This is a genomic window from Burkholderia sp. WTPI3 (genome assembly GCF_021483755.1).
Taxonomy (GTDB): Bacteria; Pseudomonadota; Gammaproteobacteria; order Burkholderiales; family Burkholderiaceae; genus Burkholderia.
On sequence record NZ_JAGIXF010000083.1, the window covers coordinates 1 to 24,148 of the forward strand.

28 protein-coding genes and 3 pseudogenes are annotated in these 24,148 nt (G+C 67.6%); 17 read left to right on the forward strand and 14 right to left on the reverse strand.

Annotation, left to right across the window (positions count from 1 at the left end):
* Both J7024_RS30030 and J7024_RS30035 read left to right on the forward strand, forming a co-directional pair.
* Positions 1 to 1,031 (forward strand): NAD(P)/FAD-dependent oxidoreductase (locus J7024_RS30030; RefSeq protein WP_234745718.1); only part of this gene is annotated, 1,031 nt, incomplete at its 5' end.
* A 234-nt stretch (positions 1,032 to 1,265) separates the two neighbouring features.
* On the forward strand, positions 1,266 to 1,460 hold the full coding sequence (locus J7024_RS30035) for an enoyl-ACP reductase (protein WP_124897825.1): 195 nt from the start codon (positions 1,266 to 1,268) through the stop codon (positions 1,458 to 1,460).
* Positions 1,461 to 1,471: 11 nt separating this feature from the next.
* Here J7024_RS30035 and J7024_RS30040 read toward each other — a convergent pair whose 3' ends face one another.
* Entirely contained in the window at positions 1,472 to 1,690 is a 219-nt protein-coding gene (locus J7024_RS30040) for a DUF6566 family protein (RefSeq protein ID WP_124897826.1), read from the reverse strand.
* Positions 1,691 to 1,848: 158 nt separating this feature from the next.
* Between J7024_RS30040 and J7024_RS30045 the strand changes: the two genes are divergently transcribed.
* Both J7024_RS30045 and J7024_RS30050 read left to right on the forward strand, forming a co-directional pair.
* Positions 1,849 to 2,508, forward strand: coding sequence for a MarC family protein (locus J7024_RS30045; protein ID WP_390680701.1), 660 nt, complete (start codon positions 1,849 to 1,851; stop codon positions 2,506 to 2,508).
* A 44-nt stretch (positions 2,509 to 2,552) separates the two neighbouring features.
* Positions 2,553 to 3,014 (forward strand): hypothetical protein, encoded by a 462-nt coding sequence (locus tag J7024_RS30050; protein ID WP_124897828.1) that lies wholly within the window; start codon positions 2,553 to 2,555, stop codon positions 3,012 to 3,014.
* A 25-nt stretch (positions 3,015 to 3,039) separates the two neighbouring features.
* On the opposite strand, the gene J7024_RS30055 is transcribed toward J7024_RS30050, so the two are convergent.
* Complete coding sequence (locus J7024_RS30055; protein WP_175752461.1) at positions 3,040 to 4,521, reverse strand: SulP family inorganic anion transporter; 1,482 nt, start codon at positions 4,519 to 4,521, stop codon at positions 3,040 to 3,042.
* Between the two features lie 789 nt (positions 4,522 to 5,310).
* Between J7024_RS30055 and J7024_RS30060 the strand changes: the two genes are divergently transcribed.
* Positions 5,311 to 6,678 carry a sigma-54-dependent transcriptional regulator gene (locus J7024_RS30060; protein WP_175858538.1) on the forward strand — a complete coding sequence of 456 codons (1,368 nt, stop codon included), beginning with the start codon at positions 5,311 to 5,313 and terminating at the stop codon, positions 6,676 to 6,678.
* Positions 6,679 to 6,732: 54 nt separating this feature from the next.
* On the opposite strand, the gene J7024_RS30065 is transcribed toward J7024_RS30060, so the two are convergent.
* Positions 6,733 to 7,938 carry an MFS transporter gene (locus J7024_RS30065; RefSeq protein WP_124897831.1) on the reverse strand — a complete coding sequence of 402 codons (1,206 nt, stop codon included), beginning with the start codon at positions 7,936 to 7,938 and terminating at the stop codon, positions 6,733 to 6,735.
* Positions 7,939 to 7,988: 50 nt separating this feature from the next.
* Positions 7,989 to 8,255 carry a DUF4148 domain-containing protein gene (locus tag J7024_RS30070; protein WP_124897832.1) on the reverse strand — a complete coding sequence of 89 codons (267 nt, stop codon included), beginning with the start codon at positions 8,253 to 8,255 and terminating at the stop codon, positions 7,989 to 7,991.
* A 197-nt stretch (positions 8,256 to 8,452) separates the two neighbouring features.
* On the opposite strand from J7024_RS30070, the gene J7024_RS30075 reads away from it, so the two are divergent.
* From J7024_RS30075 to dctA, 3 genes are all read left to right on the forward strand, one after another.
* Positions 8,453 to 9,346 carry a LysR family transcriptional regulator gene (locus J7024_RS30075; protein WP_175762487.1) on the forward strand — a complete coding sequence of 298 codons (894 nt, stop codon included), beginning with the start codon at positions 8,453 to 8,455 and terminating at the stop codon, positions 9,344 to 9,346.
* Positions 9,347 to 9,435: 89 nt separating this feature from the next.
* Complete coding sequence (locus tag J7024_RS30080; protein ID WP_124897834.1) at positions 9,436 to 10,359, forward strand: LysR family transcriptional regulator; 924 nt, start codon at positions 9,436 to 9,438, stop codon at positions 10,357 to 10,359.
* 34 nt (positions 10,360 to 10,393) lie between these two features.
* Positions 10,394 to 11,713: a C4-dicarboxylate transporter DctA gene (gene dctA, locus J7024_RS30085; protein WP_261323928.1), complete on the forward strand. Its 1,320-nt coding sequence runs from the start codon at positions 10,394 to 10,396 to the stop codon at positions 11,711 to 11,713.
* A gap of 24 nt (positions 11,714 to 11,737) precedes the next feature.
* Here the strand turns inward: dctA and J7024_RS30090 are convergent, their stop codons facing one another.
* The 5 genes from J7024_RS30090 to J7024_RS30110 all read right to left on the reverse strand — a co-directional run bounded on the left by J7024_RS30090 (position 11,738) and on the right by J7024_RS30110 (position 15,589).
* Positions 11,738 to 12,520 carry a substrate-binding domain-containing protein gene (locus tag J7024_RS30090; RefSeq protein WP_124897835.1) on the reverse strand — a complete coding sequence of 261 codons (783 nt, stop codon included), beginning with the start codon at positions 12,518 to 12,520 and terminating at the stop codon, positions 11,738 to 11,740.
* A gap of 75 nt (positions 12,521 to 12,595) precedes the next feature.
* A complete protein-coding gene (locus tag J7024_RS30095; RefSeq protein WP_124897836.1) occupies positions 12,596 to 13,891 on the reverse strand; it encodes an MFS transporter in 1,296 nt (431 codons plus the stop codon).
* Positions 13,892 to 14,233: 342 nt separating this feature from the next.
* The gene (locus J7024_RS30100; RefSeq protein WP_124897837.1) at positions 14,234 to 14,719 is read right to left on the reverse strand and encodes a PRC-barrel domain-containing protein; all 486 of its coding nucleotides are present in this window, start codon (positions 14,717 to 14,719) and stop codon (positions 14,234 to 14,236) included.
* A 92-nt stretch (positions 14,720 to 14,811) separates the two neighbouring features.
* Positions 14,812 to 15,243 (reverse strand): CBS domain-containing protein, encoded by a 432-nt coding sequence (locus J7024_RS30105; RefSeq protein WP_124897838.1) that lies wholly within the window; start codon positions 15,241 to 15,243, stop codon positions 14,812 to 14,814.
* A gap of 91 nt (positions 15,244 to 15,334) precedes the next feature.
* Positions 15,335 to 15,589, reverse strand: a complete 255-nt coding sequence (locus J7024_RS30110) for a hypothetical protein (RefSeq protein WP_124897839.1) — start codon at positions 15,587 to 15,589, stop codon at positions 15,335 to 15,337.
* A 361-nt stretch (positions 15,590 to 15,950) separates the two neighbouring features.
* On the opposite strand from J7024_RS30110, the gene J7024_RS30115 reads away from it, so the two are divergent.
* The 8 genes and pseudogenes from J7024_RS30115 to arsH all read left to right on the forward strand — a co-directional run bounded on the left by J7024_RS30115 (position 15,951) and on the right by arsH (position 20,874).
* A complete protein-coding gene (locus tag J7024_RS30115) occupies positions 15,951 to 17,384 on the forward strand; it encodes an RNA polymerase factor sigma-54 (protein WP_175762489.1) in 1,434 nt (477 codons plus the stop codon).
* A gap of 73 nt (positions 17,385 to 17,457) precedes the next feature.
* Positions 17,458 to 17,646 (forward strand): DUF3008 family protein, encoded by a 189-nt coding sequence (locus tag J7024_RS30120; protein ID WP_175762491.1) that lies wholly within the window; start codon positions 17,458 to 17,460, stop codon positions 17,644 to 17,646.
* Positions 17,647 to 17,692: 46 nt separating this feature from the next.
* Positions 17,693 to 17,854, forward strand: a complete 162-nt coding sequence (locus J7024_RS30125) for a DUF1328 family protein (RefSeq protein ID WP_124897842.1) — start codon at positions 17,693 to 17,695, stop codon at positions 17,852 to 17,854.
* Positions 17,855 to 17,865: 11 nt separating this feature from the next.
* A pseudogene (locus J7024_RS30130) lies at positions 17,866 to 17,985 on the forward strand (catalase); the annotation flags it as partial.
* 155 nt (positions 17,986 to 18,140) lie between these two features.
* On the forward strand, positions 18,141 to 18,476 hold the full coding sequence (locus J7024_RS30135) for an ArsR/SmtB family transcription factor (protein ID WP_124897843.1): 336 nt from the start codon (positions 18,141 to 18,143) through the stop codon (positions 18,474 to 18,476).
* A gap of 20 nt (positions 18,477 to 18,496) precedes the next feature.
* Positions 18,497 to 18,991 (forward strand): arsenate reductase ArsC, encoded by a 495-nt coding sequence (locus tag J7024_RS30140; protein ID WP_124897849.1) that lies wholly within the window; start codon positions 18,497 to 18,499, stop codon positions 18,989 to 18,991.
* A 69-nt stretch (positions 18,992 to 19,060) separates the two neighbouring features.
* Positions 19,061 to 20,131, forward strand: coding sequence for an ACR3 family arsenite efflux transporter (gene arsB / locus J7024_RS30145; protein ID WP_124897844.1), 1,071 nt, complete (start codon positions 19,061 to 19,063; stop codon positions 20,129 to 20,131).
* Between the two features lie 20 nt (positions 20,132 to 20,151).
* Positions 20,152 to 20,874, forward strand: a complete 723-nt coding sequence (gene arsH / locus J7024_RS30150; protein WP_124897845.1) for an arsenical resistance protein ArsH — start codon at positions 20,152 to 20,154, stop codon at positions 20,872 to 20,874.
* Here the strand turns inward: arsH and J7024_RS30155 are convergent.
* The 5 genes and pseudogenes from J7024_RS30155 to J7024_RS30175 all read right to left on the reverse strand — a co-directional run.
* On the reverse strand, positions 20,859 to 21,071 hold the full coding sequence (locus tag J7024_RS30155; RefSeq protein WP_124897846.1) for a hypothetical protein: 213 nt from the start codon (positions 21,069 to 21,071) through the stop codon (positions 20,859 to 20,861). The two genes, arsH and J7024_RS30155, sit on opposite strands and share 16 nt — an antisense overlap.
* A 179-nt stretch (positions 21,072 to 21,250) precedes the next feature.
* A complete protein-coding gene (locus J7024_RS30160; protein ID WP_175752457.1) occupies positions 21,251 to 21,436 on the reverse strand; it encodes a DUF1289 domain-containing protein in 186 nt (61 codons plus the stop codon).
* Positions 21,437 to 21,438: 2 nt separating this feature from the next.
* Positions 21,439 to 22,719: a CDF family Co(II)/Ni(II) efflux transporter DmeF gene (gene dmeF / locus J7024_RS30165; RefSeq protein WP_124897847.1), complete on the reverse strand. Its 1,281-nt coding sequence runs from the start codon at positions 22,717 to 22,719 to the stop codon at positions 21,439 to 21,441.
* Positions 22,720 to 22,731: 12 nt separating this feature from the next.
* Positions 22,732 to 23,004, reverse strand: a complete 273-nt coding sequence (locus tag J7024_RS30170; protein WP_096503105.1) for a metal/formaldehyde-sensitive transcriptional repressor — start codon at positions 23,002 to 23,004, stop codon at positions 22,732 to 22,734.
* A gap of 148 nt (positions 23,005 to 23,152) precedes the next feature.
* Positions 23,153 to 23,365 (reverse strand): annotated as a pseudogene (locus J7024_RS30175) (hypothetical protein); the annotation flags it as partial.
* Positions 23,366 to 23,763: 398 nt separating this feature from the next.
* On the opposite strand from J7024_RS30175, the pseudogene J7024_RS30180 reads away from it, so the two are divergent.
* Positions 23,764 to 24,148: pseudogene (locus tag J7024_RS30180) on the forward strand (type VI secretion system Vgr family protein); the annotation flags it as partial.

Consider the following 24,148-nt stretch of genomic DNA (forward strand, 5'->3'; position numbering starts at 1 on the left):
CGAACCTGTCGAAGGACTACCTGGCCGGCACGGCCGAGGCCGACTGGCTGCCGCTGCGCGGCGCATCGTTCTATACCGACCAGCGCATCGACGTGCGCTGCGGCACGCGCGTCGCGCGCATCGATCCGGCACGGCGCGCGGTCGAACTGGCCGACGGCAGCCGGCTCGCGTACGGCGCGCTGCTGCTCGCCACCGGCGCGGAGCCGAACCGGCTGACCGTGCCGGGCGCCGATCTGCCGCACGTGTGCGTGCTGCGCTCGCGAGCCGATTGCGATGCACTGATCGGCAAGCTCGAAACGGCGAAACGCTGCGTCGTGGTCGGCGCGAGCTTCATCGGCCTCGAAGCGGCCGCCGCGCTGCGCACGCGCGGACTCGACGTGCACGTCGTCGCGCCCGATGCGCATCCGATGGCACGCGTGCTCGGCGAAGCGCTCGGCGACACGATTCGCGCGCTGCACGAATCGCACGGCGTGGTGTTCCATCTCGGCGCGACGCTCGCGCAGATCGTACCGAACCACGTGGCGTTGTCGAACGGCGACGTGCTGCCGGCCGACGTCGTCGTGGTCGGCATCGGCGTGCATCCGAACGTCGCGCTCGCGCAGGACGCGGGCCTTGCCGTCGATCGCGGCGTGACCGTCGACCGCTTCCTGCAGACGAGCGCGCCGGGCGTCTATGCGGCCGGCGACATCGCGCGCTGGCCCGATCCGCTGACGGGCGAACGCATTCGCGTCGAGCACTGGGTCGTCGCGGAGCGGCAGGGCATCGTCGCCGCGCGCAACATGCTCGGACAGCAGCGACCGTTCGACGCGGTGCCGTTCTTCTGGACCCAGCACTACGACCTGACGGTCCGCTATGTGGGACATGCGACGCAATGGGATCGCGTCGAGATCGACGGCGACCTGCGCGCACATGACGGTTCTGTGACGTACTGGCGCGGCAACGCGCGGCTCGCGGTCGCGACGATCGGTCGCGATCTCGACAGTCTGCGCGCGGAGGAGGTGCTCGAGGAGCAGGGCGTGGCGCACGAATGAGGCCGGGTATCGCCCGGCGACGCGCGGCCGGCCGGCTGCCCGAAGCGGGGGCTGTACCCCGCGCGGCACGCGATGCAGCGCCTGTTGCCGACTGTACCTTGACCGGCCCATTCTCATGCCGCACGCTCCGCGACGTGCACCGCAGCGCGCAACCCGCGCACGCGTGCCAATCTGGTTGCGTACGCAACTGCCACCGCGACGCGCGAAGCGACCCGGAACCGGACAGGAAGCCGAATGGAAAAGTATCTCGTCGAGACCCTGCTCAACGCGATTGCCGAGCGCATTATCGGCCACCGCATGATCGACGCCGACACGGCGTCGTCGACCTCGGTCGAGCTGACGCTGGACGAGGTGTCGCGGCTGATGCGCGGCGCGTTCGAGGCCGGCCAGTCGGTGCGCGCACCGATCTGGCCAGGCGCCGGCCGATGAACCGCGCGCGGCTAGCGGTCCTGCGTGCGGATCATCACGCGCCCCTGATCGATCCCCCCGCGCAGCGCCTCGTCGCACGTGAGCCATTCGGGCGTGACGAGTTCGGGCGCGGGCAGGTCGACCGGCGCGCCGTCACGGAAGATCCGCACCTGCGCGACCCACGCGCCATTCGCATTGCGCGTCGCGTCGACGCGGATCTCGTGATTCATGTAGGTATCGCTTGCTTGCATCGGTCAGGGCCCTCCGTCGTGAGTGAACGAGGATCCGGCGGCCGCGTGTCGCGCGATGTCGATCGTGCCGCCGCGCGGGCCGCCGGCAGCGGTGCGTCGATCGTAGCAGCATCGCGCGGCGCGCGCATCGGCCACGCATCGAAACCTGCATGTGCGGCATGCGACCACAACGGAGTACGCCCGTGAACGTCGACCTGACTTTTTCCATCAAGGTGTTCGCGGCGCTGTTCGCGATCATGAACCCGATCGCGAACGTGCCGGTGTTTCTGTCGTTGACCGAGGGCGCGACCGACGGCGCGCGGCGCAAGGTCGCGCTGACGGCCGCGCTCGGCGTGACGATCGGCTGCATCGTGTCGGCTGTCGCGGGTGGCGCGATCCTGCACGCGTTCGGCCTGACGATCGACGATTTCCGCCTCGCGGGCGGGCTGCTCGTGCTGCTGATCGCGCTGTCGATGCTGCATGGCGCGCCGAGCCGTCAGCATTCACCGGGCGACGGCGAAGGCGCCGATCCTGCCGGGGCCGACAGCATCGCGATCTATCCGCTGACGATTCCGCTGCTGGTCGGCCCCGGCACGATCGCGACGATGATCGTGCTCGGCCACACCGCGTTCGCGAGCGGGCAGGAACTCGCGTTCGCGCTCGGGCTCGTCGCGTTCCTGCTGCTGTTGAGTGCGGCGCTGCTGGCCGCGCCTTTCATCGGCCACTACCTGTCGCCGCGCGTGACGGCCGTCACGCAGCGGCTGATGGGGATGATTCTCGCGGCGATCGCGATGCAGATGATCGTCGCGAGCCTGAAGGCCGCGTTCGGACTGCATTGAATACGGTGCGCACGGTCACGGGCGTGCGCGCCAGGGAGTCGCTGATGAACACGTTGATCGTGGTGTGCTATTCCGACCTCGACACGGCCCGGCGCGTAGCCGTCGAACTGGAGACGTTGTGCGGGCGTGGCGTCGTGTCGCCGACGGGCATCGTGATCGTGGAGTGCGCGGCCGACGGACAGCTGCGCACGCAGACGGTCGGGTGTGGCGAGGCCGCATCGGGCTCGCTGGTCGGCCGCGCGCTCGAGCGCGTCGAAGCGGCGCTCGACGCGTCGCGCGAGCGGCCCGTGGACGATGCGCTGATCGATCGCATCGCGCGCGGGGCGCGGCCGGACACCGTGTCGCTCGGACTGGCGGCGGCGCAGCTCGACATCCTTGCGCTGAGCGCGGCCCTCGCGCCGTTCGGTGGCGACGTGACCGACACTACGCTGTCGATCGACGACGAGCTGAAGCTCGTCGAAGCGATCTCGAAGCGGCGCGACGGCGGCGTGCCGGCGGCCGACTGAGTGCACGCGCGTGCCGTGCGCACGCTCAGTGCGCGGCGGCCCCCGGCTGCACGCCGGCCTTGTCGTGCGTTGCATACTGCTCGATCATCGTCGCGCTCGCGCGATTGAGCCCGCTGACGTCGACGTCGATCCCGTTGCGGCGGAACTTGTGCACGATCCGGTCGAGCGCCTCGATCGCGGTGATGTCCCAGAAGTGTGCATGCGACAGGTCGAGCCGCACGCGCGACACCGTTTCCTTGAAGTCGAACGCGGTGACGAACGCTTCCGACGATGCGAAGAACACCTGGCCGCGCACCCGATAACGGCGTTCGCCGCGCGCGTCCTCGAGCGTCGACTCGACGTGCAGCACGCGCTGTACCTTCGACGCGAAGAACAGCGCGCTGAGCAGCACGCCCACCCCGACGCCGATCGCGAGGTTGCCGGTCGCGACGACCACGGCGACGGTCGCCACCATCACGAACGACGAACTCTTCGGATGCGTGCGCAGGTTCGCGAGCGAGCGCCAGCTGAACGTGCTGATCGACACCATGATCATCACGGCGACGAGCGCGGCCATCGGGATCTGCCGTACCCACGGGCCGAGGAACACCACCAGCACGAGCAGGAACGCGCCCGCGACGAAGGTCGACAGCCGTCCGCGTCCGCCCGACTTGAGGTTGATCACCGTCTGCCCGATCATCGCGCAGCCCGGCATCCCGCCGAGCAGGCCGGCCGTGATGTTGGCGATGCCCTGGCCGCGGCATTCGCGGTTCTTGTTGCTCGACGTGTCGGTGAAGTCGTCGACGATCGCGGCCGTCATCAGCGATTCGAGCAGGCCGACCACGGCGACGCCGGCCGCGTACGGGAAGATGATACGCAGCGTGTCGAGCGTGAACGGCACGTGCGGCAGCCCGAACGACGGCAGGCGGTCGGGAAACGCGCCCATGTCGCCGACGGTCGGCAGCTTCAGGTGCAGCGCCATCGAGATCGCGGTCAGCACGACGATGCACACGAGCGGCGACGGCACCGCCCGCGTCACGCGCGGCAGCAGGTAGATGATCGCGAGGCCGCCGGCGACCATCGCGTACACGTAGGCCGGTACGTCGTGCAGCTGCGGAAGCTGCGCGAGGAAGATCAGGATCGCGAGCGCGTTCACGAAGCCGGTGATGACCGAGCGCGACACGAAGCGCATCAGCGCGCCGAGCCGCAGCAGGCCGGCGCCGATCTGCAACAGGCCCGCGAGAATGCCGGTGGCGAGCACGTATTCGACGCCGTGATGCTTGACGAGCGACGCGATGACGAGCGCGACGGCGCCGGTGGCCGCGGAGATCATGCCGGGCCGGCCGCCCGCGATCGCGGACACGACGGCGATGCTGAAGGCCGCATAGAGGCCGACCCGCGGGTCGACGCCGGCGATGATCGAGAAAGCGAGCGCTTCGGGGATGAGGGCGAGCGCGACGACGGTGCCCGCGAGGATGTCGGCGCGGACGTTGGAAAACCATTCGTCGCGAAGGGAACGAGTCTGCATGGCGAAAGCGGCTGGATAGAGTGCGGATCAGGCGAGCGTCGAGGAGGGCGGTTCGCGACGAAGCACGGGCCACAGGGCCGGCACGCGGCCCGGCGAGGGCGGCGCGACGGCCCTGTGGCCGCGACCACAGCCGCACGTGCGGCAATGGCAGCTTCGGAAACGAAAAGGCGATGTGCGGCCGGCGTGCGAAAACGCGCGGGCAGACAGCGGGCACGCGAACTCCCTGTCGGTCAGTCTGGATGACGATGGGTGGTTCGCGAGGCGCTACATAGGAAGCTCGGTGGAATTCGGCGGAAGAAAAGAACACAGCGCGGGGCTGCGAGGCAGAAGCTTACAGAATTATCGCCACCAAGTCCAGGCGACGCCGTGCGCGTTGACGGGTGCGCGCCGCTTCCGTCGACGACCCGTACACTCGCATGGCGTCATCGTCGGATTTCGATATCCGCGTTGTCGAGTCGCGCTGCTTTGACCGAATCGGTCGAGGCAACCTGAAGAAATGACGTGGAATGCCGCGATTTCCGCGCAAAAAACATCCTGTCGACATCGATCTCCGGAGATTGAATCTCGCAATGCGACCACCGCGGGCGGATAGATTTATTCGATGAGCCGCAAATGCGCGACATGCTTCTTCTATACTGCTAAGCACTTGTTGGTCCTGGCAGAGCAGCCTGGCCGCTCGTTCGGGCGGTGTGCGGACGTGTCGCCGAATGCCCGGTGCCGGGCCCCGCATCGCATGCCCGCGGCGGTTTCGGCCGATCCATGTGCCGGGCCGCGTTAAAAGGAGCCCTGATGCCTTTAGTGCTGATCGTCGAAGACGATGCCGATACGCGAACGATGCTCGCGACGCTTGCGCAAGCGCAGCAGTTGACTTGCGACACGGTCGCAACGCTTGAGGAAGCACGTAAGCGCGTGTTGACGCGCCTCCCCGATCTCGTGTTGTGCGATCTCGTGTTGCCGGACGGCAACGGGATGGATCTGTTCGATGCACTGCCGAAACGCGGGCACTGCGAAATGGTATTGACGACCGGTCACGCGAGTCTCGAAACCGCGATCGATGCATTGCGGCGCGGCGCGACCGACTATCTGGTGAAGCCGCTCAACATGCAGCGGCTGAACAGCATCTTCGCGCGCGTGCCGCGCACGACCGCATTGCACGAGGAGATCGCCGAGCTGCGTTCGGAACTGCAGCGGCTCGGCCGGTTCGGCCGGATGCTCGGCATCTCGCCCGCGATGCAGGCCGTCTACGACGCGATCGGTCGCGTCGCGCGGACCGAGGCCTCCGTGCTGCTGACGGGCGAATCGGGCACCGGCAAGGAACTGGCGGCACAGACGGTCCACGACCTGAGCCTGCGCCGCCGCGGCCCGTTTCTCGCGGTGAACTGCGGCGCGATTGCCGCGAACCTCGTCGAAAGCGAAATGTTCGGTCACGACCGCGGCAGCTTCACCGGCGCCGAGCGTCAGCACAAGGGCTTTTTCGAACGCGCGGACGGTGGCACGCTGTTCCTCGACGAAATTACCGAGATGCCGGTCGAGTCGCAGGTCAAGCTGTTGCGCGTGCTCGAGACCGGGCGGCTTACGCGGCTTGGTTCGACACGCGAAATCGACGTCGACGTGCGCATCGTCGCCGCGACCAACTGCGATCCGGAAGCCGCGATGGCGGACGGCAAGCTGCGACCCGACCTGTATCACCGGATCAACGTGTTTCCGATTCGGTTGCCGCTGCTGCGCGAGCGCGGCGACGACATTCCGATGCTCGCCGATGCGTTTCTGCAGCGCTACAACGAGGAGACCGGCCGCGGCTTGCGGTTCGCGCCGGCCGCACGCGAAGCGCTGAAGACCTATGCATGGCCCGGCAACGTGCGCGAGTTGCGCAACTTCGTGCAGCGCGCGAGCATCTTCAGCGACGCCGACGTCATCGATACGTTGCCGCCGCCGATCATGGACGAACTGTCGAACCTGGTCGATTCGCACGAGGATCGCGTGACGGTGCCGTTCGGCACATCGCTCGAGGAAGTCGACCGGCGATTGATCCTCGGTACGATCGCGCAATGCGGCGGTGTGAAGGCTCAGGCTGCCGAGGTGCTCGACGTCAGCCTGAAGACGATCTACAACCGGCTCGCGAAACGGGAAGACGAAGCGGAAGAGCCGGACTCGTGATCCGGCACCGGCCACGCTCACGCGCGATTCGGTGCGGCGTCGTGGATGCGGGGTTCAGGCACGCGGCGCAGGCGCCCCGGCGCAGCGTCCCGCGGCGAATGCAAGTAGGCCGGCGAAAACGAGCAGTGCCGCGCTCAGCCCGAACGTCGTGCGATAGCCGTGCAGGTCGAACAGCAGGCCGCCGGCGGTTGCGCCGAGCGCGATCGCCAACTGCACGACCGCGACCATCAGCCCGCCGCCGGCTTCCGCATCGTCCGGCAGCGTGCGTGCGAGCCACGTCCACCAGCCCACGGGCGCGGCCGTTCCGGTCAGCCCCCACAGCGCGAGCAGGCACGCGGTCGCCGCGACCGATGCGCCGCACCACACGAGCGCGATGGCGATCGCGGCCATCAGCAGCGGCATGACGACCAGCGTCCGGTAGAGCCCGCGCTTCAGGATCGCGCCGATCAGGATCGTCCCGGCGAGCCCGGCCACGCCGATCGCGAGCAGCATCAGCGACAGCGCGGCGCCGTCGACGTGCGTGACCGTTTCGAGGAACGGCCGCAGATAGGTAAACAGTGCGAATTGCCCCATGAACAGCAGGCCGACGGCCGCCATGCCGAGCGCCACGGGCGCACGGACGAGCAGCCCGAGAACGTTGCCGCGCGCCGGGCGGGATGCGGCTTTCATCGCCGGCAGGCTGACGAGCTTCCAGCCGAACGCGATCGCGGCGACCGGCACGACGCAGAAGAACGCCCAGCGCCAGCCGACGATCGCGCCGAGAAAACTGCCGAGCGGCGCGGCGATGACAGTCGCGAGCGCGTTGCCGCCATTCACGATCGCCAGCGCGCGTGGCACCTGCGCGTCGGGCACCAGGCGCATCGCGGTGGCTGCCGACATCGACCAGAATCCGCCGATCGCGACGCCGATCAGCGCACGCCCGGCGATGAAGGCGAGGTAGTTCGGCGCGAACGCGACGACCGTGCCGGATACGATCATCGCGAGCGTCAGCGCGAGCAGCAATTGCTTGCGATCGCGCCGTCCGGCGAGAGACGCGATTCCCAAGCTCGTCACGAGCGCAAACGCGCCGGACACGGAAATGGCCTGGCCGGCCTGGCCTTCGCTGACGTGCAGGTCGACGGCGATCGGCGTCAGCAGGCTGACCGGCATGAACTCGGACGCGACGAGCGCGAACGCGCCGAGCGCCATCGCGAGGACGGCGCCCCACGCGGCGGTGTGACCGGGCGTATCGCCACGATCGGAAGTGGTAACGGCTCGCATTGCTGGAATCGGATTCGCGCGGCTGGACGATGACGTGACGGACATGCGCGTCAGTCGCAGCGCGTCGCGGTCGCGCCGTGATCGGCCAGCCGTGTGCGGCCGTCCACATCGCGCGACGCGTTCACTCGAGCCGCCGCGGCCTGCGCGTCGTCGACCCAGGTGCGCGGATTGGCGCGCGCCGGATTGAAGCCGGCGGCTTCGTAGCGAATCATGTCCTGGTGCACTTGCTCGCGCGTCAGGTTCTGTGCGGATTGCGCGTGGGCGAGCAACGGGCCGGCGGCAAGCGCCGCGACGAAAAGGTGAAGAAAGCGGTTCACGAGAAGGGCTCCGACGGTGAATGCATGGCAGGTCCCCGCGTCTGGCGCTGCGGGACGGGGAACCTCGAGGCTTCGCAGTCTAGACGTGTGAAGTCGATCTATTAAGTAGCCAAGAGAGATTGGACTTATAAGCTGTGGTGATGAATCCGGTGCTGCCGGTGCTAGGATGGGCGTTCGTTCAACAGGAGCTGCCCGACATGCCGCGTGAAAATCTCAACGACCTGCTTGTGTTTCTCGCGGTGGCGCGCGACCGCAGCTTCACGCGCGCGGCCGCGCGGCTCGGCGTGTCGCAATCGGCACTGAGCCAGACGATGCGTGATCTCGAAACGCGGCTGGGCGTGCGGCTGCTGACGCGCACGACGCGCAGCGTGTCGACGACCGAAGCGGGGGAAGCACTCTTTCAGGCGGTCGCGCCGCGCATCGAAGAGATCGAGATGAAGCTTGCCGCGGTGTCCGACTTCCGCGACAAGCCGGCCGGCGTCGTGCGCATCACGGCGACCGAACATCCGATCGATACGATCATCTGGCCGAAGCTCAGGCACGTGCTGCCCGACTACCCCGACATCCGCGTCGAGCTGTCGGTCGACTACGGGCTGTCGAACATCGTCGAGGAGCGCTACGACATCGGCGTGCGGTATGGCGACCAGGTCGCGAAGGACATGATCGCGGTGCGCATCAGCCCCGACATCCGGATGGCGATGGTCGCGTCGCCTGCCTATCTCGACGGCCGCAAGCTGCCGAAGACGCCGCAGGACCTGCTCGACCACGATTGCGTGACGCTGCGCCTCGCAACCGCGAGGGGCATCTACGCGTGGGAGCTGAAGAAGGGCAGGAACGAGATCCAGGCGCGCGTGAACGGCCGGATCACCTGCAATACGCAGCCGCATCTGGTGCAGGCGGCGCTCGACGGATTCGGGATCGCGTTCGTCACCGAAGACATCGTGCTCGATCACTTGCGCAGCGGGCGGCTGCGGATCGTGATGCCGGACTGGTGCCCGGCTTTCCCCGGCTACCACGCGTACTATCCGAGCCGCCGGCAGGCGTCGCGCGCGTTTTCGGTCGTGATCGACGCGTTGCGGCATCGAAACTAGCGCGGCGTCGCCGCCCGTGTATTCCCGCCTGGGGCCGGCAGCGCGAATCGTGCACAATACCGGGCATCTGAAACGAAGAGGCGTGGCGCGTGGGAATCAACTTCGATCTGACCGACTTGCAGGCGTTTCGCGCGGTGGTGGAGCTCGGAAGCTTCCGAAAGGCCGCCGATGCGATCAGCATTTCGCAGCCCGCGTTGAGCCGCCGGATCGACAAGCTGGAGGAAGCGCTCGGCGTGCGCCTGTTCGAGCGCACGACGCGCAGCGTCACGCTGACCACCGTCGGCCGCGTATTCGCGCCGAGCGCCGAGCAATTGCTCGACGATCTCGATGTGGCGCTGCTCGGCATCCGCGACGTGTCGACGAGCCGCCTCGGGCACGTGACGATCGCGTGCGTGCCGTCGGTGGCCTACTACTTCCTGCCGAACGTCATCGCCAGCTATCGTCGCCGCTTTCCGCGGATCAGGGTCAAGCTGCTGGATGCGAGTGCGAACGAGGTGCTGAGCGCAGTCATCAGCGGCGAGGCCGATTTCGGCGTGAGCTTCATGGGCAGCCAGGAGCCCGAGATCGAATTCAAGCTGTTGCTGCAGGAGCGGTTCGTCGCGGCATGCCGGCGCGATCATCCGCTCGCGCGCAGGAAGCGGGTGACCTGGAAAGAGCTCTACGCGCACGATTACGTGTCGGTGGACAAGACGTCGGGCAACCGCCTGTTGCTCGACCAGGCCCTGACGGCCGTCGCGCCGGGTGCGCCGAGCGTGTGCGAGACGCGGCACGTGACGACGATGCTCGGCCTGGTCGAAGCGGGGCTCGGCGTCGCCGCGGTGCCGTCGATGGCGATGCCCGGCCCCGACCATCCGGTCCTCACGGGCGTGCCGCTCGTCGAACCGGCGGTCAAGCGGCGCGTCGGGATCGTGAAGCGGCGCGGACGGCCGCTGACGCCGGCCGCGCAGGCGTTTCATCGCGCGATCGTCGACGCGAAGCGCGGCGGTGCCGCCGATGACGATGCGTCGACGTGACGGCGACAGGCAAGACGACGGGGCGGCCCGGATCATGAAGCCGCGGCTGCTTCGTTCGCTGTACGTGCAGGTCCTGTTCGCGATGGCGCTCGGCATGGGCGTCGGCCATTTCTGGCCGTCCGCGGGCGCGCTGCTCAAGCCGCTCAGCGACGCATTCGTCGGCCTCGTGCGGATGATGATCGCGCCGATCGTGTTCTGCACGATCGTCTCCGGCATCACGTCTCTCGCGAACGGCAAGGCCATCGGGCGCACGATCGCCCGCGCGCTGGCGCTCTTCTATCTGCTCACGGCTGCCGCGCTCGCGCTCGGGCTTGCGACGGCGCTCGTATTGCGGCCCGGCGCCGGTATGCACGTCGACGCGCACCATCTCGATTCGGGCCTCGTCGCGCAATACGCGCGGCATGCGCCGCCGCACGGGCTCGTCGCATTCGCGCTGAGCGTGATCCCCGACACGATGCTAGGCGCATTCCAGACGGGCGAGGTGCTGCCGGTGCTGCTGCTGTCGCTGCTGTTCGGGTTTTCGCTCAATGCATGCCCGCTGGCCGGTCGGCCCGTGCTGGCGCTGATCGACGGCATCGCGCAGGTCGTGTTTCGCGTGCTCGCGATGATCATGCGGCTTGCCCCGCTCGGCGCATTCGGCGCGATGGCCTTCACGGTGGGCCGCTTCGGCATCGGCTCGGTCGGTTCGCTCGCGCGTGTGATGGGGGCGTTCTACGTGGCGTGCGTGCTGTTCGTCGCGCTGGTGCTTGCGCCGCTCGCGCGCCTGCACGGCTTCGCGTTGTGGCGGCTGCTGCGCTACATGCGCGAGGAACTGCTGATCGTCCTCGCGACCTCGTCCACGGAGCCGGTGTTGCCGCGGCTGATCGTCAAGCTGGAGTCGCTGGGGTGCGACAAGGGCGTCGTGGGGCTCGTGCTGCCCGCGGGCTACTCGTTCAACCTCGACGGCACCGCGATCTACCTGACGCTCGCGGCGTTGTTTATCGCGCAGGCATGCGACGTGCCGCTTACCGCGCCGCAGATCGCGACGATGCTCGGCGTGATGCTGCTGACGTCCAAGGGTGCGGCCGGCGTCTCGGGCAGCGGGCTCGTCGCGCTCGTCGCGACGCTCGCCGTGATGCCCGATCTGCCTGTGGCCGGAGTCGCGCTTCTGGTCGGCATCGATCGCTTCATGTCGGAAGCGCGTGCGCTGACGAGCGTCATCAGCAATGCGTGCGCGGTCATCTTCGTTGCGTCGTGGGAAGGGGCGTGCGATCGGTCGCGTCTCGCACGGATGCTGAACACGGCCGACCCGACGGGCCTGAACGGCGCCAATGACGCCCGTGCCGACGCCGCGCGTGACGGGAGGGCTGTCTGACGCACGCCTTCCCGTGGTGCGTGTTCAATGCGCGGCAACTGAATCCAGCCCCGTCGATCGCACGTCCGCCTGCGCGTCGGGCGATGCGAGGTAGTCGAGCAGCGCCTTCGCTTCCTCCGGATGCCGCGCGCCCACGGGGATGCCGGCCGCAAAGCGCGTGACGGACTGCAGCGATTCGGGAATCTTGCCGACGAACGTCGCGCCCTGCACGGGCAGCAGTTCGCTCACCTGCTGGAAGCCGATCTCGTAATCGCCGTTCGCGACGACCGACGCCACCGGAATACGCGGGATCATCTTCGCCTTCGATTTCACCTGATCCTCGATGCCGAGCTTCCGGAACAGCTCGCGCTCGATATAGACGCCGCTCGCGCTGTCCGAGTAGGCGATCGACTTCGCGTGCAGCAGAACCTGCTTCAGGCCCTCGGCCGTGCCGATGTCGGGTTTCGCCGCACCGGCGCGCACCACCATGCCGATGCGCGAATCGGCCAGCTCGACGCGCGATCCGGGGATCACCTTGCCTTGCCTGATGAGATCGTCGAGCGCGTAGCCGACCATGATCACTACATCCGCGGGCTCGCCGCGCGCGAGCCGGTTCGGAATCGCTTCGGGCGATTTGCCCATCGACGGGCCGAGCGCGGTGTCGAGCGTGTTGCCCGTGCGGGCGGCGAATCGCGGGCCGAGCAGTTTGTAGGCGGCGGTGAAACCGCCCGAGCTCATCACGTGCAGCTCGGCGGCCTGCACGTTCGCGGAGATTGCGGAGGTGGCGACGAGCGCGGCGGCGCAGAATTTCAGGAGCAGGTTCTTCATGGTCATGGTTTTGGTCGGGGTCGGGGTCGGGGTCTCGGTCGAGCGGAGGTGCGGCGGGCCGTTCGGCCCGAGGCGTCAGTGCGCCGGCGTCAGCGTCGCCGTCCGGCGGCGATAGAGCGCGAACGTCGCGAGCAGCGCGCACACCGCGGCGAGGCTCATCCAGTAGCCCGGCGCGGCCTTGTCGCCGGTCAGGTGAATGAGTGCCGTCGAGATGGCGGGCGTGAAGCCGCCGAACACGGCGGTCGCGAGGCTGTAGGCGAGCGAGAAGCCTGCCACGCGTACTTCCACCGGCATCACTTCGGTCAGCGCGACGATCATCGCGCCGTTGTAGATCCCGTACATGAACGACAGCCACAGAAGCACGAGCAGCATGTTGACGAACGACGGCGCGTGAGCGAGCAGCGACAGCGCCGGGTAGGCGGTCGCGATTGCGAGCACGGTCATGCCGACGAGCAGCGGCCGGCGGCCGATGCGGTCGGACAGCGCCCCGCCGATCGGCAGCCAGACGAAGTTCGATACGCCGACGCATAGCGTCACGAGCAGGCTGTCGGCGGTACTCAGATGCAGGACGGTCTTGCCGAAGGTCGGCGCGTAGACCGTGATCAGGTAGAAGCTCGTGGTGGTCATCGCGACCAGCATCATGCCGGCGACCACGACGCCCCAGTTGCGCGCCAGCGTGCGGAACACTTCCTTCATGCCCGGTCGATGCCGACGCGCGGTATATGCCTGCGTTTCCTCCAGTTTGCGGCGCAGCATGAAGATGAACGGCACGATCGTGCAGCCGACGAAGAACGGCACGCGCCATCCCCACGCGGCGATGGCCGATGCACTGAGCCAGTGATTGAGAGCGAAGCCGAGGCCCGCCGCGACGATGATCGCAACCTGCTGGCTGGCCGACTGCCAGCTGGTGAAGAAGCCCTTGCGGCCGGGTGTGGCCAGCTCGGCAAGATAGACCGACACGCCGCCCAGCTCGGCGCCGGCCGAGAAACCCTGCAGCAGCCGCCCGAGCAGCACGAGCGCGGGCGCGAGCAGGCCGATCGTGGCGTAGCCGGGGACGAACGCGATCAGGATGGTGCCGCTCGCCATGATGGCCAGCGTGACGATCAGGCCCTTGCGCCGGCCGACTTCGTCGATGTATGCGCCCAGCACGATCGCGCCGAGCGGCCGCATCAGGAAACCGGCGCCGAACACGGCGAAGGTCATCATCAACGAAGCGAACTCGCTGGCGGCCGGGAAAAATACGGCGGAGATCTGTGGCGCGTAGAAGCCGAACAGGAAGAAGTCGAACTGCTCGAGGAAATTCCCGGCCGTCACGCGAAATACCGCGGCGGCCTTCGAACGTCCGGTCGAAAGGCTGGGGGAGGGGTGCATCGGGGGTGTCTCCAGGAAATCGGGAAAATGCGCGACGCGGCGGTCGGTTGTCGTTTCGGCAATGTTCGCCTGGAGACGTCGAAACGATAAGTGCGATTTTTGGAAGGATTGATGCTGTGCGGCTATCAATCGGGGGAGGGTCCGAAGGCGGGGATTTCCGCAGGCCGGATGGCGGCATCAGTGGTAAAACGCCGGCGCACGTGAATCGATGCCGCGCGCGGCGGCCGAGCGGCGGCCGCGCGGCGGCCGCGCGGCGGCCAGTCCGGCCGGCGGCCAGGCCCCGGGCCGGTTCCCGCCCTCAGCGTGAACCGGCCCTGACGCGCACCGGCCAGCCACGGCCGGTCAATGCCGCCCGCCGCGCGCACGCGGGTCGGTCGGTTCCTCGGTCGGGTCCGTCAGCCCGAGCTCGTCACCGGCGCTCCAGTACGGCGCGCTGCCGTAGAACTCGTGCAGCGGCGCGGCCCATTGCGGATCGGCCATCGCCGGCCAGTGAGCCTTGTCGAAGCCCGGCGCGCCGCGGATCCGCTCGGACGATACCGACAGCAGGAAGCACTTGCGTTCGGTATCGAGCGTGAGCGCGCTCCACGGAATCGCGAGCAGCTTGTCGCCGATGCCGAGCAGGCCGCCGCTCGACAGCACGGCATATGCGACGCGCCCCGAGCGCACATCGAGCATGATGTCCTTGATCTTGCCGACGTCGTCGCCATCGGTCGTATAGACCTTGTTGCCTTCCAGCGTGTCGGCCGCCATCACGTCCGGGCCGGGGCCGTCGGCAGTCGCGGCGCCCTTGCCGACGATGCGGGTCTGTCCTTGATCGGGAGTCTGCATGATTGTCCTCCTGGCTGCGTGGGGCGCGGCCGTGCCCGGGGGCGGGCCCTGCGGGTCGCGCGGGTTGCCGGGGCGAAGCGGGGATCGCTTCGTCACGTCTGCTTCGGTTGCGACACGCCCTCGAGCGTGTTCGCGACGTCGTCGCGTGCCGGGCCGGCCGTGCGCGTCGCGATGTCCGCGAGCGACAGCATGCCGACCAGCCGCTTGTCGTGATCGACGACGGGCAGCCGGCGCAGTTGCGCGTCGGCCATGTAGTGCTGGATCTCCTCCAGCGAATCGTCCTCGAAACACCATTCGATCGGGCCCGACGCGACTTCGTGGACTCGCGTGTCGGGCGGCTTGCCGGCCGAGAGCGCCCGCACCGCGAGGTCGCGGTCGGTGACGATCCCGATCAGCCGGTTGTTGTCGCACACGGGCAGCGAGCCGATGTCGTAGCGCTCCATCAGTTGCGCCGCATGACGGATCGAGTCGGTCGGCGCGATGCGCACGACGTCCTGCGACATGATTTCGTTGACGCGATGCATGAAATTCTCCTTGCGGGTTGAAGACAGGCCGCCGGGTTCAGCAAGCGGCGTGCCCTGCGTGCGGCCTGCGCGCTCGCCGCAGTCGCCGCGCTCACGCGTCGCGGCGTTTCGCCGGGGCCTTCGGCGGGCCGTCGTCGTGCGTGCGTGGCGGCGTGTCGGGCTCGATGCGCGTGACGCCGCCGGTCGCGGGCGGGTCGCTCGCGGGAAATGTGTCCTCGAGCTGCTTGTCGATGTGCTGCTCCGAGTGGCGCGTCTTCGTATGGTCCTGGTGCTTGAGCGGCGGCGACGGGTCGGGGTGCGGCGCATGCGCCGGCGTGGCGTGGCCGGACCGGGTGGAATCGTTCATGGCGAGGCTCCGTGTCGGTGACGATGACGTGCGTGATGCCGCAACCGGCGTGCCCGTGATGCATCGGAGGCACGCGATTTGCCGCGCGGATGCCGCTCAACGATGCGCCGGAGGGCTGCGATGGCGAAGGGCTGATCGCCGCGCGCCGGCGACCGGTTAGAGCAGCCCGGTGTCGCGAGCCGGCGGCGTTTCGCGAATTCCGTGCCCCTTACTTGCCAACGTTTGTAAAAAAGCGGCTCCCGGCTCTCCCGATAATGGGGGGTAAATCCATGAGAGCCGCAACGGACGGGGCTGGGGCGGCCTGGCACGAAAGCTGCAGGTTTCGGGCATACGAAATCCGCACACTGTCAGGAGAGCATCGATGGCCATCACGCTAGCGCTGCAGATGCGACAGCATCTGGCACTCACGCCGAGGCTGCAGCAGTCGCTTCGTCTGCTGCAGTTGTCTTCGCTCGAATTCCAGCAGGAATTGCGGCAGGCGCTCGACTCGAATCCCTTTCTCGAAGACGGACAGGGCGACGACGAAGTTGCCGCCGAGGCGCCCGAACCCGCCGCCGAAACGGCCGCGCCCGAAGCGCCGCCCGAGCGCGACGACGTGCGTGCGCCGGACGGCGAGGTACCGTTCACGGCGGCGCCCGCCCCGCGCGGCGCGGGCCGCCGGGGTGACGACGGCGGCGACTTGTCGCCCGGCGAATGGATGGCGGCCGAGCCGTCGCTGCATCAGCATCTGCACGATGCGCTGCGGCTCTATCCGCTGAACCGGCGCGATCGCGAAGCGGCGCGCCTCGTGATCGACGCGCTCGACGACGACGGCTATCTGCGTCAGGAACTGGCCGAGCTGCTGGTCGCGGCCGACCCGGCCATGCTGCTGTCGGAACGGGATCTCGCGGTCGCGCTGCGGCTCGTGCAGATGCTCGACCACCCCGGGATCGCTGCGCGCTCGCTGTCCGAATGCCTTGTGCTGCAACTCGACGCGATTCCCGCCGGCACGCCGGCGCTCGCGGAAGCGAAGGTGATCGCGCGCGAGCATCTGGAACGGCTCGCGCGGCGCGAGACGGCCGAGATCCAGCGGCGCATCGGCTGCAGCCAGCCCACGATGCAGGCCGCCTGCGCGCTGGTGCGCGGGCTCGATCCGCGCCCGGGCAATCGCTACGGCAGCACGCGCGGCGACTACGTGGTGCCGGACGTGATCGTGCGCCAGGTGCGCGACGAATGGATCGTGACGATCAACCCGGCGGTGCAGCCGCGCGCGCGGCTGCACGAACGCTATGCGACGCTGTACGCGCAGTCGAGCGGCGAGCGCGATTCGCCGCTTGGCCAGCAGCTCCAGGAGGCGCGCTGGCTGATCCGCAACGTGCAGAAGCGCTTCGACACGATCCAGCGCGTGGGCAAATGCATCGTCGCGCGCCAGCGCGATTTCTTCCGCTACGGCGAGATCGCGATGAAGCCGCTCGTGCTGCGCGACATCGCCGAAGAGCTCGACCTCCACGAATCGACCGTGTCGCGCGCGACGGGCAACAAGTACATGGCCACGCCGCACGGCACGTTCGAGTTCAAGCACTTCTTCCCGCGCAAGCTGGAGGCCGCCGACAAGGGCGTGTGCTCGGCATCTGCCGCGAAGGTGCTGATCCGCGACATGATCGCCGCCGAGCGGCACAACGATCCGCTGTCCGACGTCACGCTCGCGCAGAACCTCGCGGGGCGCGGCATTCTTCTTGCGCGTCGCACCGTGACCAAGTACCGCCAGGCGATGAAGATTCCGCCGGCGGAACTGCGGCGGCGCGATGCCGCATGACGGTGCGCCCGGTCGACCCGCGCGCGGCCCGCGTGCCGCGGCTGTCGCGCGCATCAACGAAAGGAGGCAAGCCATGCCAGCGAAATCCCAGGCGCAGCAGCGCGCCGCGGGGGCCGCCCTGTCGGCCAAGCGCGGTGACACCAAAATGAAGGACCTGAAACCGCCGGCGAAATCGATGGCCAGGTCGATGAGCGAGAAGGCGCTCGAGAAAATGGCCTCGACGCCGACCCACGGCAAACCCAGGCACAAGCACGATTCCTGAGCGCCGGCGAAAGGCGCCCACCGTCACTGTTCTCCAGGAGGCATTCATGCTGCGATACGCCATCATCTTCTTCATCATCGCGATCATCGCCGCCGTGTTCGGCTTCGGCGGCATTGCGGCCGGTGCCGCCGAGATTGCGAAGATCCTGTTCTACATCTTCGTCGTGATCTTCCTGGTCACGTTGCTGCTGGGTCTCGTGCGCCGATGACGGTGTCGCCCGACCGTTCGCGGCGCATCGCCGGGCACGATCCCGACTTCAACCGCCGCGACCCGTGGCTGGCGATCGAGCGCGGCGACTATCCGGAGTTCGAGCTCGGCGTGCAGCTGATCGATCTCCGGCACGCGCGCGTCGTTCGCAATTTTTTCGCGGTACGCGGCCATGTCAAGTGCCGAGCCCATGCGCACGGATTGCGGCGGCGCGAAATACTCGGCGTATTCGCAACGAGCATGGCGCGGTGCTTCCATCATTTCCATATTTCGACTATCATCGAACAATGGAAACGAACCAGACCATCGCCGCCCTGTCGGCACTCGCGCACGAGTCGCGCCTCGCCGTCTTCCGCGCGCTCGTGCAGGCCGGCCCGGCGGGCATGCCGGCGGGGCAGATCGCGACGCTGCTCGACGTACCGCCGTCGTCGCTGTCGTTCCATCTGAAGGAACTGGCGCATGCGCAGCTCGTCACGAGCCGGCAGGAAGGCCGCTTCGTGTTCTATGCCGCGAACTTCGCGACGATGAACGGGCTCATCGGGTACCTCACCGAGAACTGTTGCGGCGGCAATCCGTGCTCGCCGGTTTCCGCGTGTTCGACCGCTTGCTCCGACCGAACCTGACAACATATCCGCGTCCGCCGATGACCACCAACGTCCTGATCCTCTGCACCCACAACTCCGCGCGCAGCGTGCTGGCGGAGGGGATGCTCAACCATTGGGCCGCGAAGCTCGGCCGCGACGTACATGCGTACAGCGCCGGCAGTGCGCCGAGCGGCCGGCTGAACCCGTTCGCGCTGGACGCGCTGACGCGCGCAGGCGTCGACGTTACCGGATACCGCAGCAAAAGCCAGGACGAATTCGCCGGCGACGGCGCACCGGAAATGCGCATCGTCATCACCGTCTGCGACAGCGCGGCCGGGCAAGCCTGCCCGTACTGGCCCGGCAGTCCGGTGAGGGTGCACTGGGGCTACGCCGATCCATCGAACGCGGCGGGCGGCGATGCCGGCAAGCGGCTCGCGTTCGAACTGACGCGCGAGGCGCTCGGCTACCGGATGCTGCAACTGCTGGCGCTGCCGCTCGATCGCATGGGCAATGCCGAACTCGAGACGGCGTTGACCGCCATCTCGCGAAACTGAACGGCGCGCACGGCGGCTTGCGCGAGCCGGTGTGCCGCGTGCGTTTCTCTCCAGCCCGGAATCCTGTCCGTGAACACGTCCAACGTCATCCCGCCACGCCACGCCGTTGCCAAGCCCGCGATCGGCTTCTTCGAACGCTACCTGACGGTGTGGGTCGCGCTGTGCATCGTCGCCGGCATCGGGCTCGGGCAGGCGCTGCCCGGTCTGTTCCAGCGGATCGGCCGCATCGCGTATGCGCAGGTCAACCTGCCGGTCGGGCTGCTGATCTGGGTGATGGTGATCCCGATGCTCGTGAAGGTCGACTTCGGCGCACTGCATGAAGTGCGCCGGCATGTGAAGGGGATCGGCGTCACGCTGGTCGTGAACTGGCTCGTCAAGCCGTTTTCGATGGCGTTCCTCGGCTGGCTGTTCGTCCGGCAGCTGTTCGCGCCGCTGCTGCCGGCGGACCAGCTCGACAGCTACATCGCCGGCCTGATCCTGCTGGCTGCCGCGCCGTGCACGGCGATGGTGTTCGTGTGGAGCCGGCTGACCGGCGGCGATCCGCTGTTCACGCTGTCGCAGGTCGCGCTGAACGACAGCATCATGGTGATCGCGTTCGCGCCGCTCGTCGGGCTGCTGCTGGGGATGTCCGCGATTACCGTGCCGTGGGCGACGCTGCTGACGTCGGTCGTCCTCTACATCGTCATTCCGGTGATCCTTGCGCAGATCTGGCGCAAGCGGCTGCTGCGGGGCGGGCAGGCCGCGTTCGATGCCGCGATGGCGAGGATCGGCCCGTGGTCGGTCGCCGCGCTGCTCGCGACGCTCGTGCTGCTGTTCGCGTTCCAGGGCGAAGCGATCCTGAAGCAGCCGCTGGTGATCGCGTTGCTCGCGGTGCCGATCCTGATCCAGGTGTTCTTCAATGCGGCGCTCGCTTACTGGCTCAATCGCGCGGTGGGCGAGAAGCACAACGTCGCGTGCCCGTCCGCGCTGATCGGCGCGTCCAACTTCTTCGAGCTTGCCGTCGCGGCCGCGATCAGCCTGTTCGGTTTTCACTCCGGCGCGGCGCTCGCGACCGTCGTCGGCGTGCTGATCGAAGTGCCGGTCATGCTGCTGGTGGTGCGCATCGTGAACCGGTCGAAGGGCTGGTACGAGCGCGTGTGAGCCAATCCGGGAATGCATTGATGAGCGACCGACTGACCGACCTGCCGCACCTCGATCCCGAACTCTTCCGCGTGCCGGACGCGAGCCGCTTGCGGCCGGCGTCGCCGTCCACCCATCCGCCCCGTTTCCTGCTGCTGTACGGGTCGCTGCGCGAGCGCTCGTTCAGCCGCCTGCTGGTCGAGGAGGCCGCGCGCCTGCTCACGGCGATGGGCGCCGAGGTGCGTGTGTTCAATCCGGGCGGCCTGCCGCTGCCCGACGATGCGCCGGAGAGCCATCCGAAGGTCGTCGAATTGCGCGAGCTGGTACTGTGGTCGGAAGGGATGGTGTGGTGCTCGCCGGAACGGCACGGCGCGATGACCGGCATCATGAAGTCGCAGATCGACTGGATCCCGCTGTCGGTTGGCGCCGTGCGGCCGACGCAGGGCAAGACGCTCGCGGTGATGCAGGTCAGCGGCGGCTCGCAGTCGTTCAACGCGGTCAACCAGATGCGCGTGCTGGGGCGCTGGATGCGCATGCTGACCATTCCGAACCAGTCGTCGGTCGCGAAGGCGTTCATGGAATTCGACGAAGCGGGGCGGATGAAGCCGTCGCCCTATTACGACCGCGTCGTCGACGTGTTGGAGGAACTGGTGAAGTTCACGCTGCTCACGCGGGACATCGGCCCGTATCTGGTCGACCGGTACAGCGAGCGCAAGGAAAGCGCTGCGGCATTGTCGAAGCGGGTGAATCAGCGCGGGATCTGAATCATGCGGTTGACGCCAATCCAGTCGGGAGATGTTGCATGCAGCTTCGCACGGCCGTATTGTCCGGCCCGCCGTCGACCGAAGCATTGCTTCGCACTTCGGACCTGCCCGTCGCCGGCGTCGCGACGCAGGTTCAAGATTTCATCGTGCTCGCCGATTCGGCGAACGTGATCGGATGTGGTGGGATCGAATGCCACCGAAACTGCGCGTTGATCCGGTCGATCGCCGTTGTTTCGCGCGCTCGGGGAAAAGGGGCACGGCCGCGCAATGCCGTCCGGCCGCTTCCAGGGTGGATGTCCGACCGCTGTCGCCGCGATGTCGATGGTGTGTTGAGCGGGGCGCGCGATCCGGAAAGTCGCGCTATCCCGCCTGGGCATCACCGCGAGGTTTCGCGAGCCAGCCGGGCCTGTCGCCGTGCGCGGTCGTTCAGGATCTGGTGGCGTCGATGGTCGGTCATTTTCTTCCACGTACGTGCTTCGTCGCGCGTACGCAGGCACGCCACGCAGTAGCCGGTTCTTGCGTCGAACGTACAGACTTCAGCGCACGGCGATCTGACTGCCACGCTCAGTGCGCCTTGGTGTCCGTCACGACTTCGACGGTCAGGTGCGACAGTTCCTTGAAGCGTCGCAGAAGCGCGTGATAGAACTGCGGACTCCGTTCCGGATCGGGCGTCGCCACCGAGACCACCGCACTCATGTGCCCCGGCCCGAGCCGCCATACGTGCAGGTCGTCGACACGGTCGCCTTGCGCTTCGAGTGCGCCGCGCACGTTCGCCGTCAATCGGCGATCCGAGTCCATGTCGAGCAGGATGCCGCCGGTATCGCGCATCAGGCCATACGACCAGTTCGCGATCACCAGTGCGCCCATGATGCCGGCGAGCGGATCCATCCACAGCCAGCCGAATGCGCGTGCGAGCAACAGCCCGACGATCGTCAGCACGGACACGGCCGCATCGGCGATCACGTGGATGTATGCGGAGCGGATGTTGTGATCGCGTGCCGCCGCCGCGGACGCACCGTGGTCGTGTTCCTCGAACGCCAAGGCGTGCTCGCGGCCGTTCAGGCGGACGAGCGCCTTGAATTCATGCGGCTCGGGGATGGCTTCCGTCGATTCCAGGTAGCCGCCGCGATCCTGCATCGCGAACGTCTGCCGCGTGCCGTCCGGACGAATCGTCGTCACCGACACGGCGTTCGCATCGACGCGCTGCGTCTCGTGCGTCGCGGGCGCCACGCGGAAAACCGGCGGCACGCCATCTTCGAACACCGACACGACGAATGCGCCCTGCCGATCGACGATCCGGTGCGCTTCTTCATGATCGCGCTCGTGGTGATCGCCATGCGCATGCCCGTGATGATGGCCGTGACCGTGACCGTGACCGTGATGGTCGCCGCTCAGCAGCCAGACGCTCGCGACGTTGACGAGCAAGCCCGCTACCGCGATCGGAATTGCCTCGCCGAAATGGATCGGAACGGGCGCCAGAAATCGCGCGATCGCTTCGTAGCCGATCAGCAGTGCGATCATCGCGAGCACGATCGCGCTCGTGAAACCCGCCAGGTCGCCGAGCTTGCCCGTACCGAACACGAAGCGCGGATCGCTCGCATGCTTGCGTGCGTAGGTATAGGCGAGCGCGGCGATCAGCATCGCGCCCGCGTGCGTCGACATGTGCAGGCCGTCCGCGATCAGCGCCAGCGAGCCGAAAATCGACCCGCCGACGATCTCCGTCACCATCATCGCCGCGCACAGCGCGATGACCATCCAGGTCCTGCGTTCGTTCTGCTCGTGCGCGGCGCCGAGAAAGACATGGTCGTGCCCCGCACCGAAGGCGTCGTTCGTGAAGTCGTTCATTCGGCACCCCGCTTACTTGAAATAGCTGTGAACGACTTCGATCAGTTGTTCGGTCGCGCTGCCCTCGTCGTGGTGATCTTCGGCGTCGACCAGATGGCTGCGGATGTGATCCTCGAGCACGACCGCGAGCAGGCCGTTCATCGCGCCGCGACCGCTCGTGATGAGGCGCAGGATCTCGTTGCAACCGCGCTCGTCTTCCAGTGCGCGTTCGATCGCTTCGACCTGTCCCTTGATTCGGCGGACACGGTTCAGCAGCTTCTGCTTTTCCTTGATGGTGTGGCTCATGGTCGCCTCTTCATATAGTGGGGGGGACTATATACCAAATCGCTTTTCCATATAGTGGGGAGGGGTATATCCGAAGCCGCTCGAGCGTGCGACGCATGGCGACCGGCCCGGTGGATTGCGCGCGGGTACGGACAGGTGTCGTGCCCTGCTCGTGCGCGGCACTGCGCGGATCGATCAGTGCGTCGTCGTGCGCGCGCTCCACGTACCACTCCGGATGCTCGGCCCGCAGCGGGTTCTCGCGCGCGATGCGGCCCGGCACGATTTCGAGCATCACGCGCAGCCCGTGGCCGCGCGCGAGTTGCGCGAGCCGCGCGAACGTTTCGAGCGCGCCCGTACGCGTTGCGAACGTCGCGGCCGGCCGCGTATCGGGAAAGTCGTTTTTCATACCGGGCGCACAGTCGCGACGCTTTTGTGCAGATTCCTCCCCATCGCACCTGTATCGAAGCGCGTGAAATATTTGCCGACGGGTCGGAGCAACAGGAAAAAACGAGACTCGGGCCGTATGGCAACGCCGTCGGCCAGACGACGGTCCTGTGCGGTGCCGGGTCGCCGGGCCGGCTGCGATGCAGCGCGAACCGACGCGGTGTTGCGCCCTCCGGGGCATCAACGACGACGGAATCGCATCGTGCGGCGCTATCGGCGGGCGCATTGCGCGCCCGTTACAGTTCCCCCGCAAATTCATACAGGTCCTATGGCGGCCCTTCACCGCAGCCGGTTAGGATCACTCGCGATCTTTCACAAAAAATGACGAGGCCGCCATTGATCGCGAGCACGGCCATTTCCGACACACCCGCGCGTGCGGGCGTCGACATCCATCAGTTCTACAGCCTCGATATCAAGGGTGCGCCCGCTGCCGCGCTCGCGGACGTCTACGCGTTCGACGGGGTATGCGGGATCGGCGAGCCGACCCGGTACACGATTCGGTTCACCCATCCCCGCCATGATTTGTCACGTAGCGAATTCCTGAACCGAATCGGCGCGTTCGTGATCCAGCCGCCGCCGCGCGACCGATGGAGCCAGCCGGAAAGCGCACGTCGCGTGCAAGGCGTGGTGACGGGCTTCGCGCTCACGGCCACGAACCGCGACCAGTCGATGTACGAGATCGTGCTGGAGTCGCGTCTGGCGCTGTTGCGCAATGCACCCC

Bases quoted from the DNA above. Each gene is read 5' to 3' on its own strand.
- J7024_RS30035 (WP_124897825.1), top strand. From the start codon at position 1,266: ATGGAAAAGTATCTCGTCGAGACCCTGCTCAACGCGATTGCCGAGCGC.
- J7024_RS30040 (WP_124897826.1), bottom strand. From the start codon at position 1,690: ATGCAAGCAAGCGATACCTACATGAATCACGAGATCCGCGTCGACGCG.
- J7024_RS30045 (WP_390680701.1), top strand. From the start codon at position 1,849: ATGCGACCACAACGGAGTACGCCCGTGAACGTCGACCTGACTTTTTCC.
- J7024_RS30050 (WP_124897828.1), top strand. From the start codon at position 2,553: ATGAACACGTTGATCGTGGTGTGCTATTCCGACCTCGACACGGCCCGG.
- J7024_RS30055 (WP_175752461.1), bottom strand. From the start codon at position 4,521: ATGCAGACTCGTTCCCTTCGCGACGAATGGTTTTCCAACGTCCGCGCC.
- J7024_RS30060 (WP_175858538.1), top strand. From the start codon at position 5,311: ATGCCTTTAGTGCTGATCGTCGAAGACGATGCCGATACGCGAACGATG.
- J7024_RS30065 (WP_124897831.1), bottom strand. From the start codon at position 7,938: ATGCGAGCCGTTACCACTTCCGATCGTGGCGATACGCCCGGTCACACC.
- J7024_RS30075 (WP_175762487.1), top strand. From the start codon at position 8,453: ATGCCGCGTGAAAATCTCAACGACCTGCTTGTGTTTCTCGCGGTGGCG.
- dctA (WP_261323928.1), top strand. From the start codon at position 10,394: ATGAAGCCGCGGCTGCTTCGTTCGCTGTACGTGCAGGTCCTGTTCGCG.
- J7024_RS30090 (WP_124897835.1), bottom strand. From the start codon at position 12,520: ATGAAGAACCTGCTCCTGAAATTCTGCGCCGCCGCGCTCGTCGCCACC.
- J7024_RS30095 (WP_124897836.1), bottom strand. From the start codon at position 13,891: ATGCACCCCTCCCCCAGCCTTTCGACCGGACGTTCGAAGGCCGCCGCG.
- J7024_RS30100 (WP_124897837.1), bottom strand. From the start codon at position 14,719: ATGCAGACTCCCGATCAAGGACAGACCCGCATCGTCGGCAAGGGCGCC.
- J7024_RS30105 (WP_124897838.1), bottom strand. From the start codon at position 15,243: ATGCATCGCGTCAACGAAATCATGTCGCAGGACGTCGTGCGCATCGCG.
- J7024_RS30110 (WP_124897839.1), bottom strand. From the start codon at position 15,589: ATGAACGATTCCACCCGGTCCGGCCACGCCACGCCGGCGCATGCGCCG.
- J7024_RS30115 (WP_175762489.1), top strand. From the start codon at position 15,951: ATGGCCATCACGCTAGCGCTGCAGATGCGACAGCATCTGGCACTCACG.
- J7024_RS30120 (WP_175762491.1), top strand. From the start codon at position 17,458: ATGCCAGCGAAATCCCAGGCGCAGCAGCGCGCCGCGGGGGCCGCCCTG.
- J7024_RS30125 (WP_124897842.1), top strand. From the start codon at position 17,693: ATGCTGCGATACGCCATCATCTTCTTCATCATCGCGATCATCGCCGCC.
- J7024_RS30135 (WP_124897843.1), top strand. From the start codon at position 18,141: ATGGAAACGAACCAGACCATCGCCGCCCTGTCGGCACTCGCGCACGAG.
- J7024_RS30140 (WP_124897849.1), top strand. From the start codon at position 18,497: ATGACCACCAACGTCCTGATCCTCTGCACCCACAACTCCGCGCGCAGC.
- arsH (WP_124897845.1), top strand. From the start codon at position 20,152: ATGAGCGACCGACTGACCGACCTGCCGCACCTCGATCCCGAACTCTTC.
- dmeF (WP_124897847.1), bottom strand. From the start codon at position 22,719: ATGAACGACTTCACGAACGACGCCTTCGGTGCGGGGCACGACCATGTC.
- J7024_RS30170 (WP_096503105.1), bottom strand. From the start codon at position 23,004: ATGAGCCACACCATCAAGGAAAAGCAGAAGCTGCTGAACCGTGTCCGC.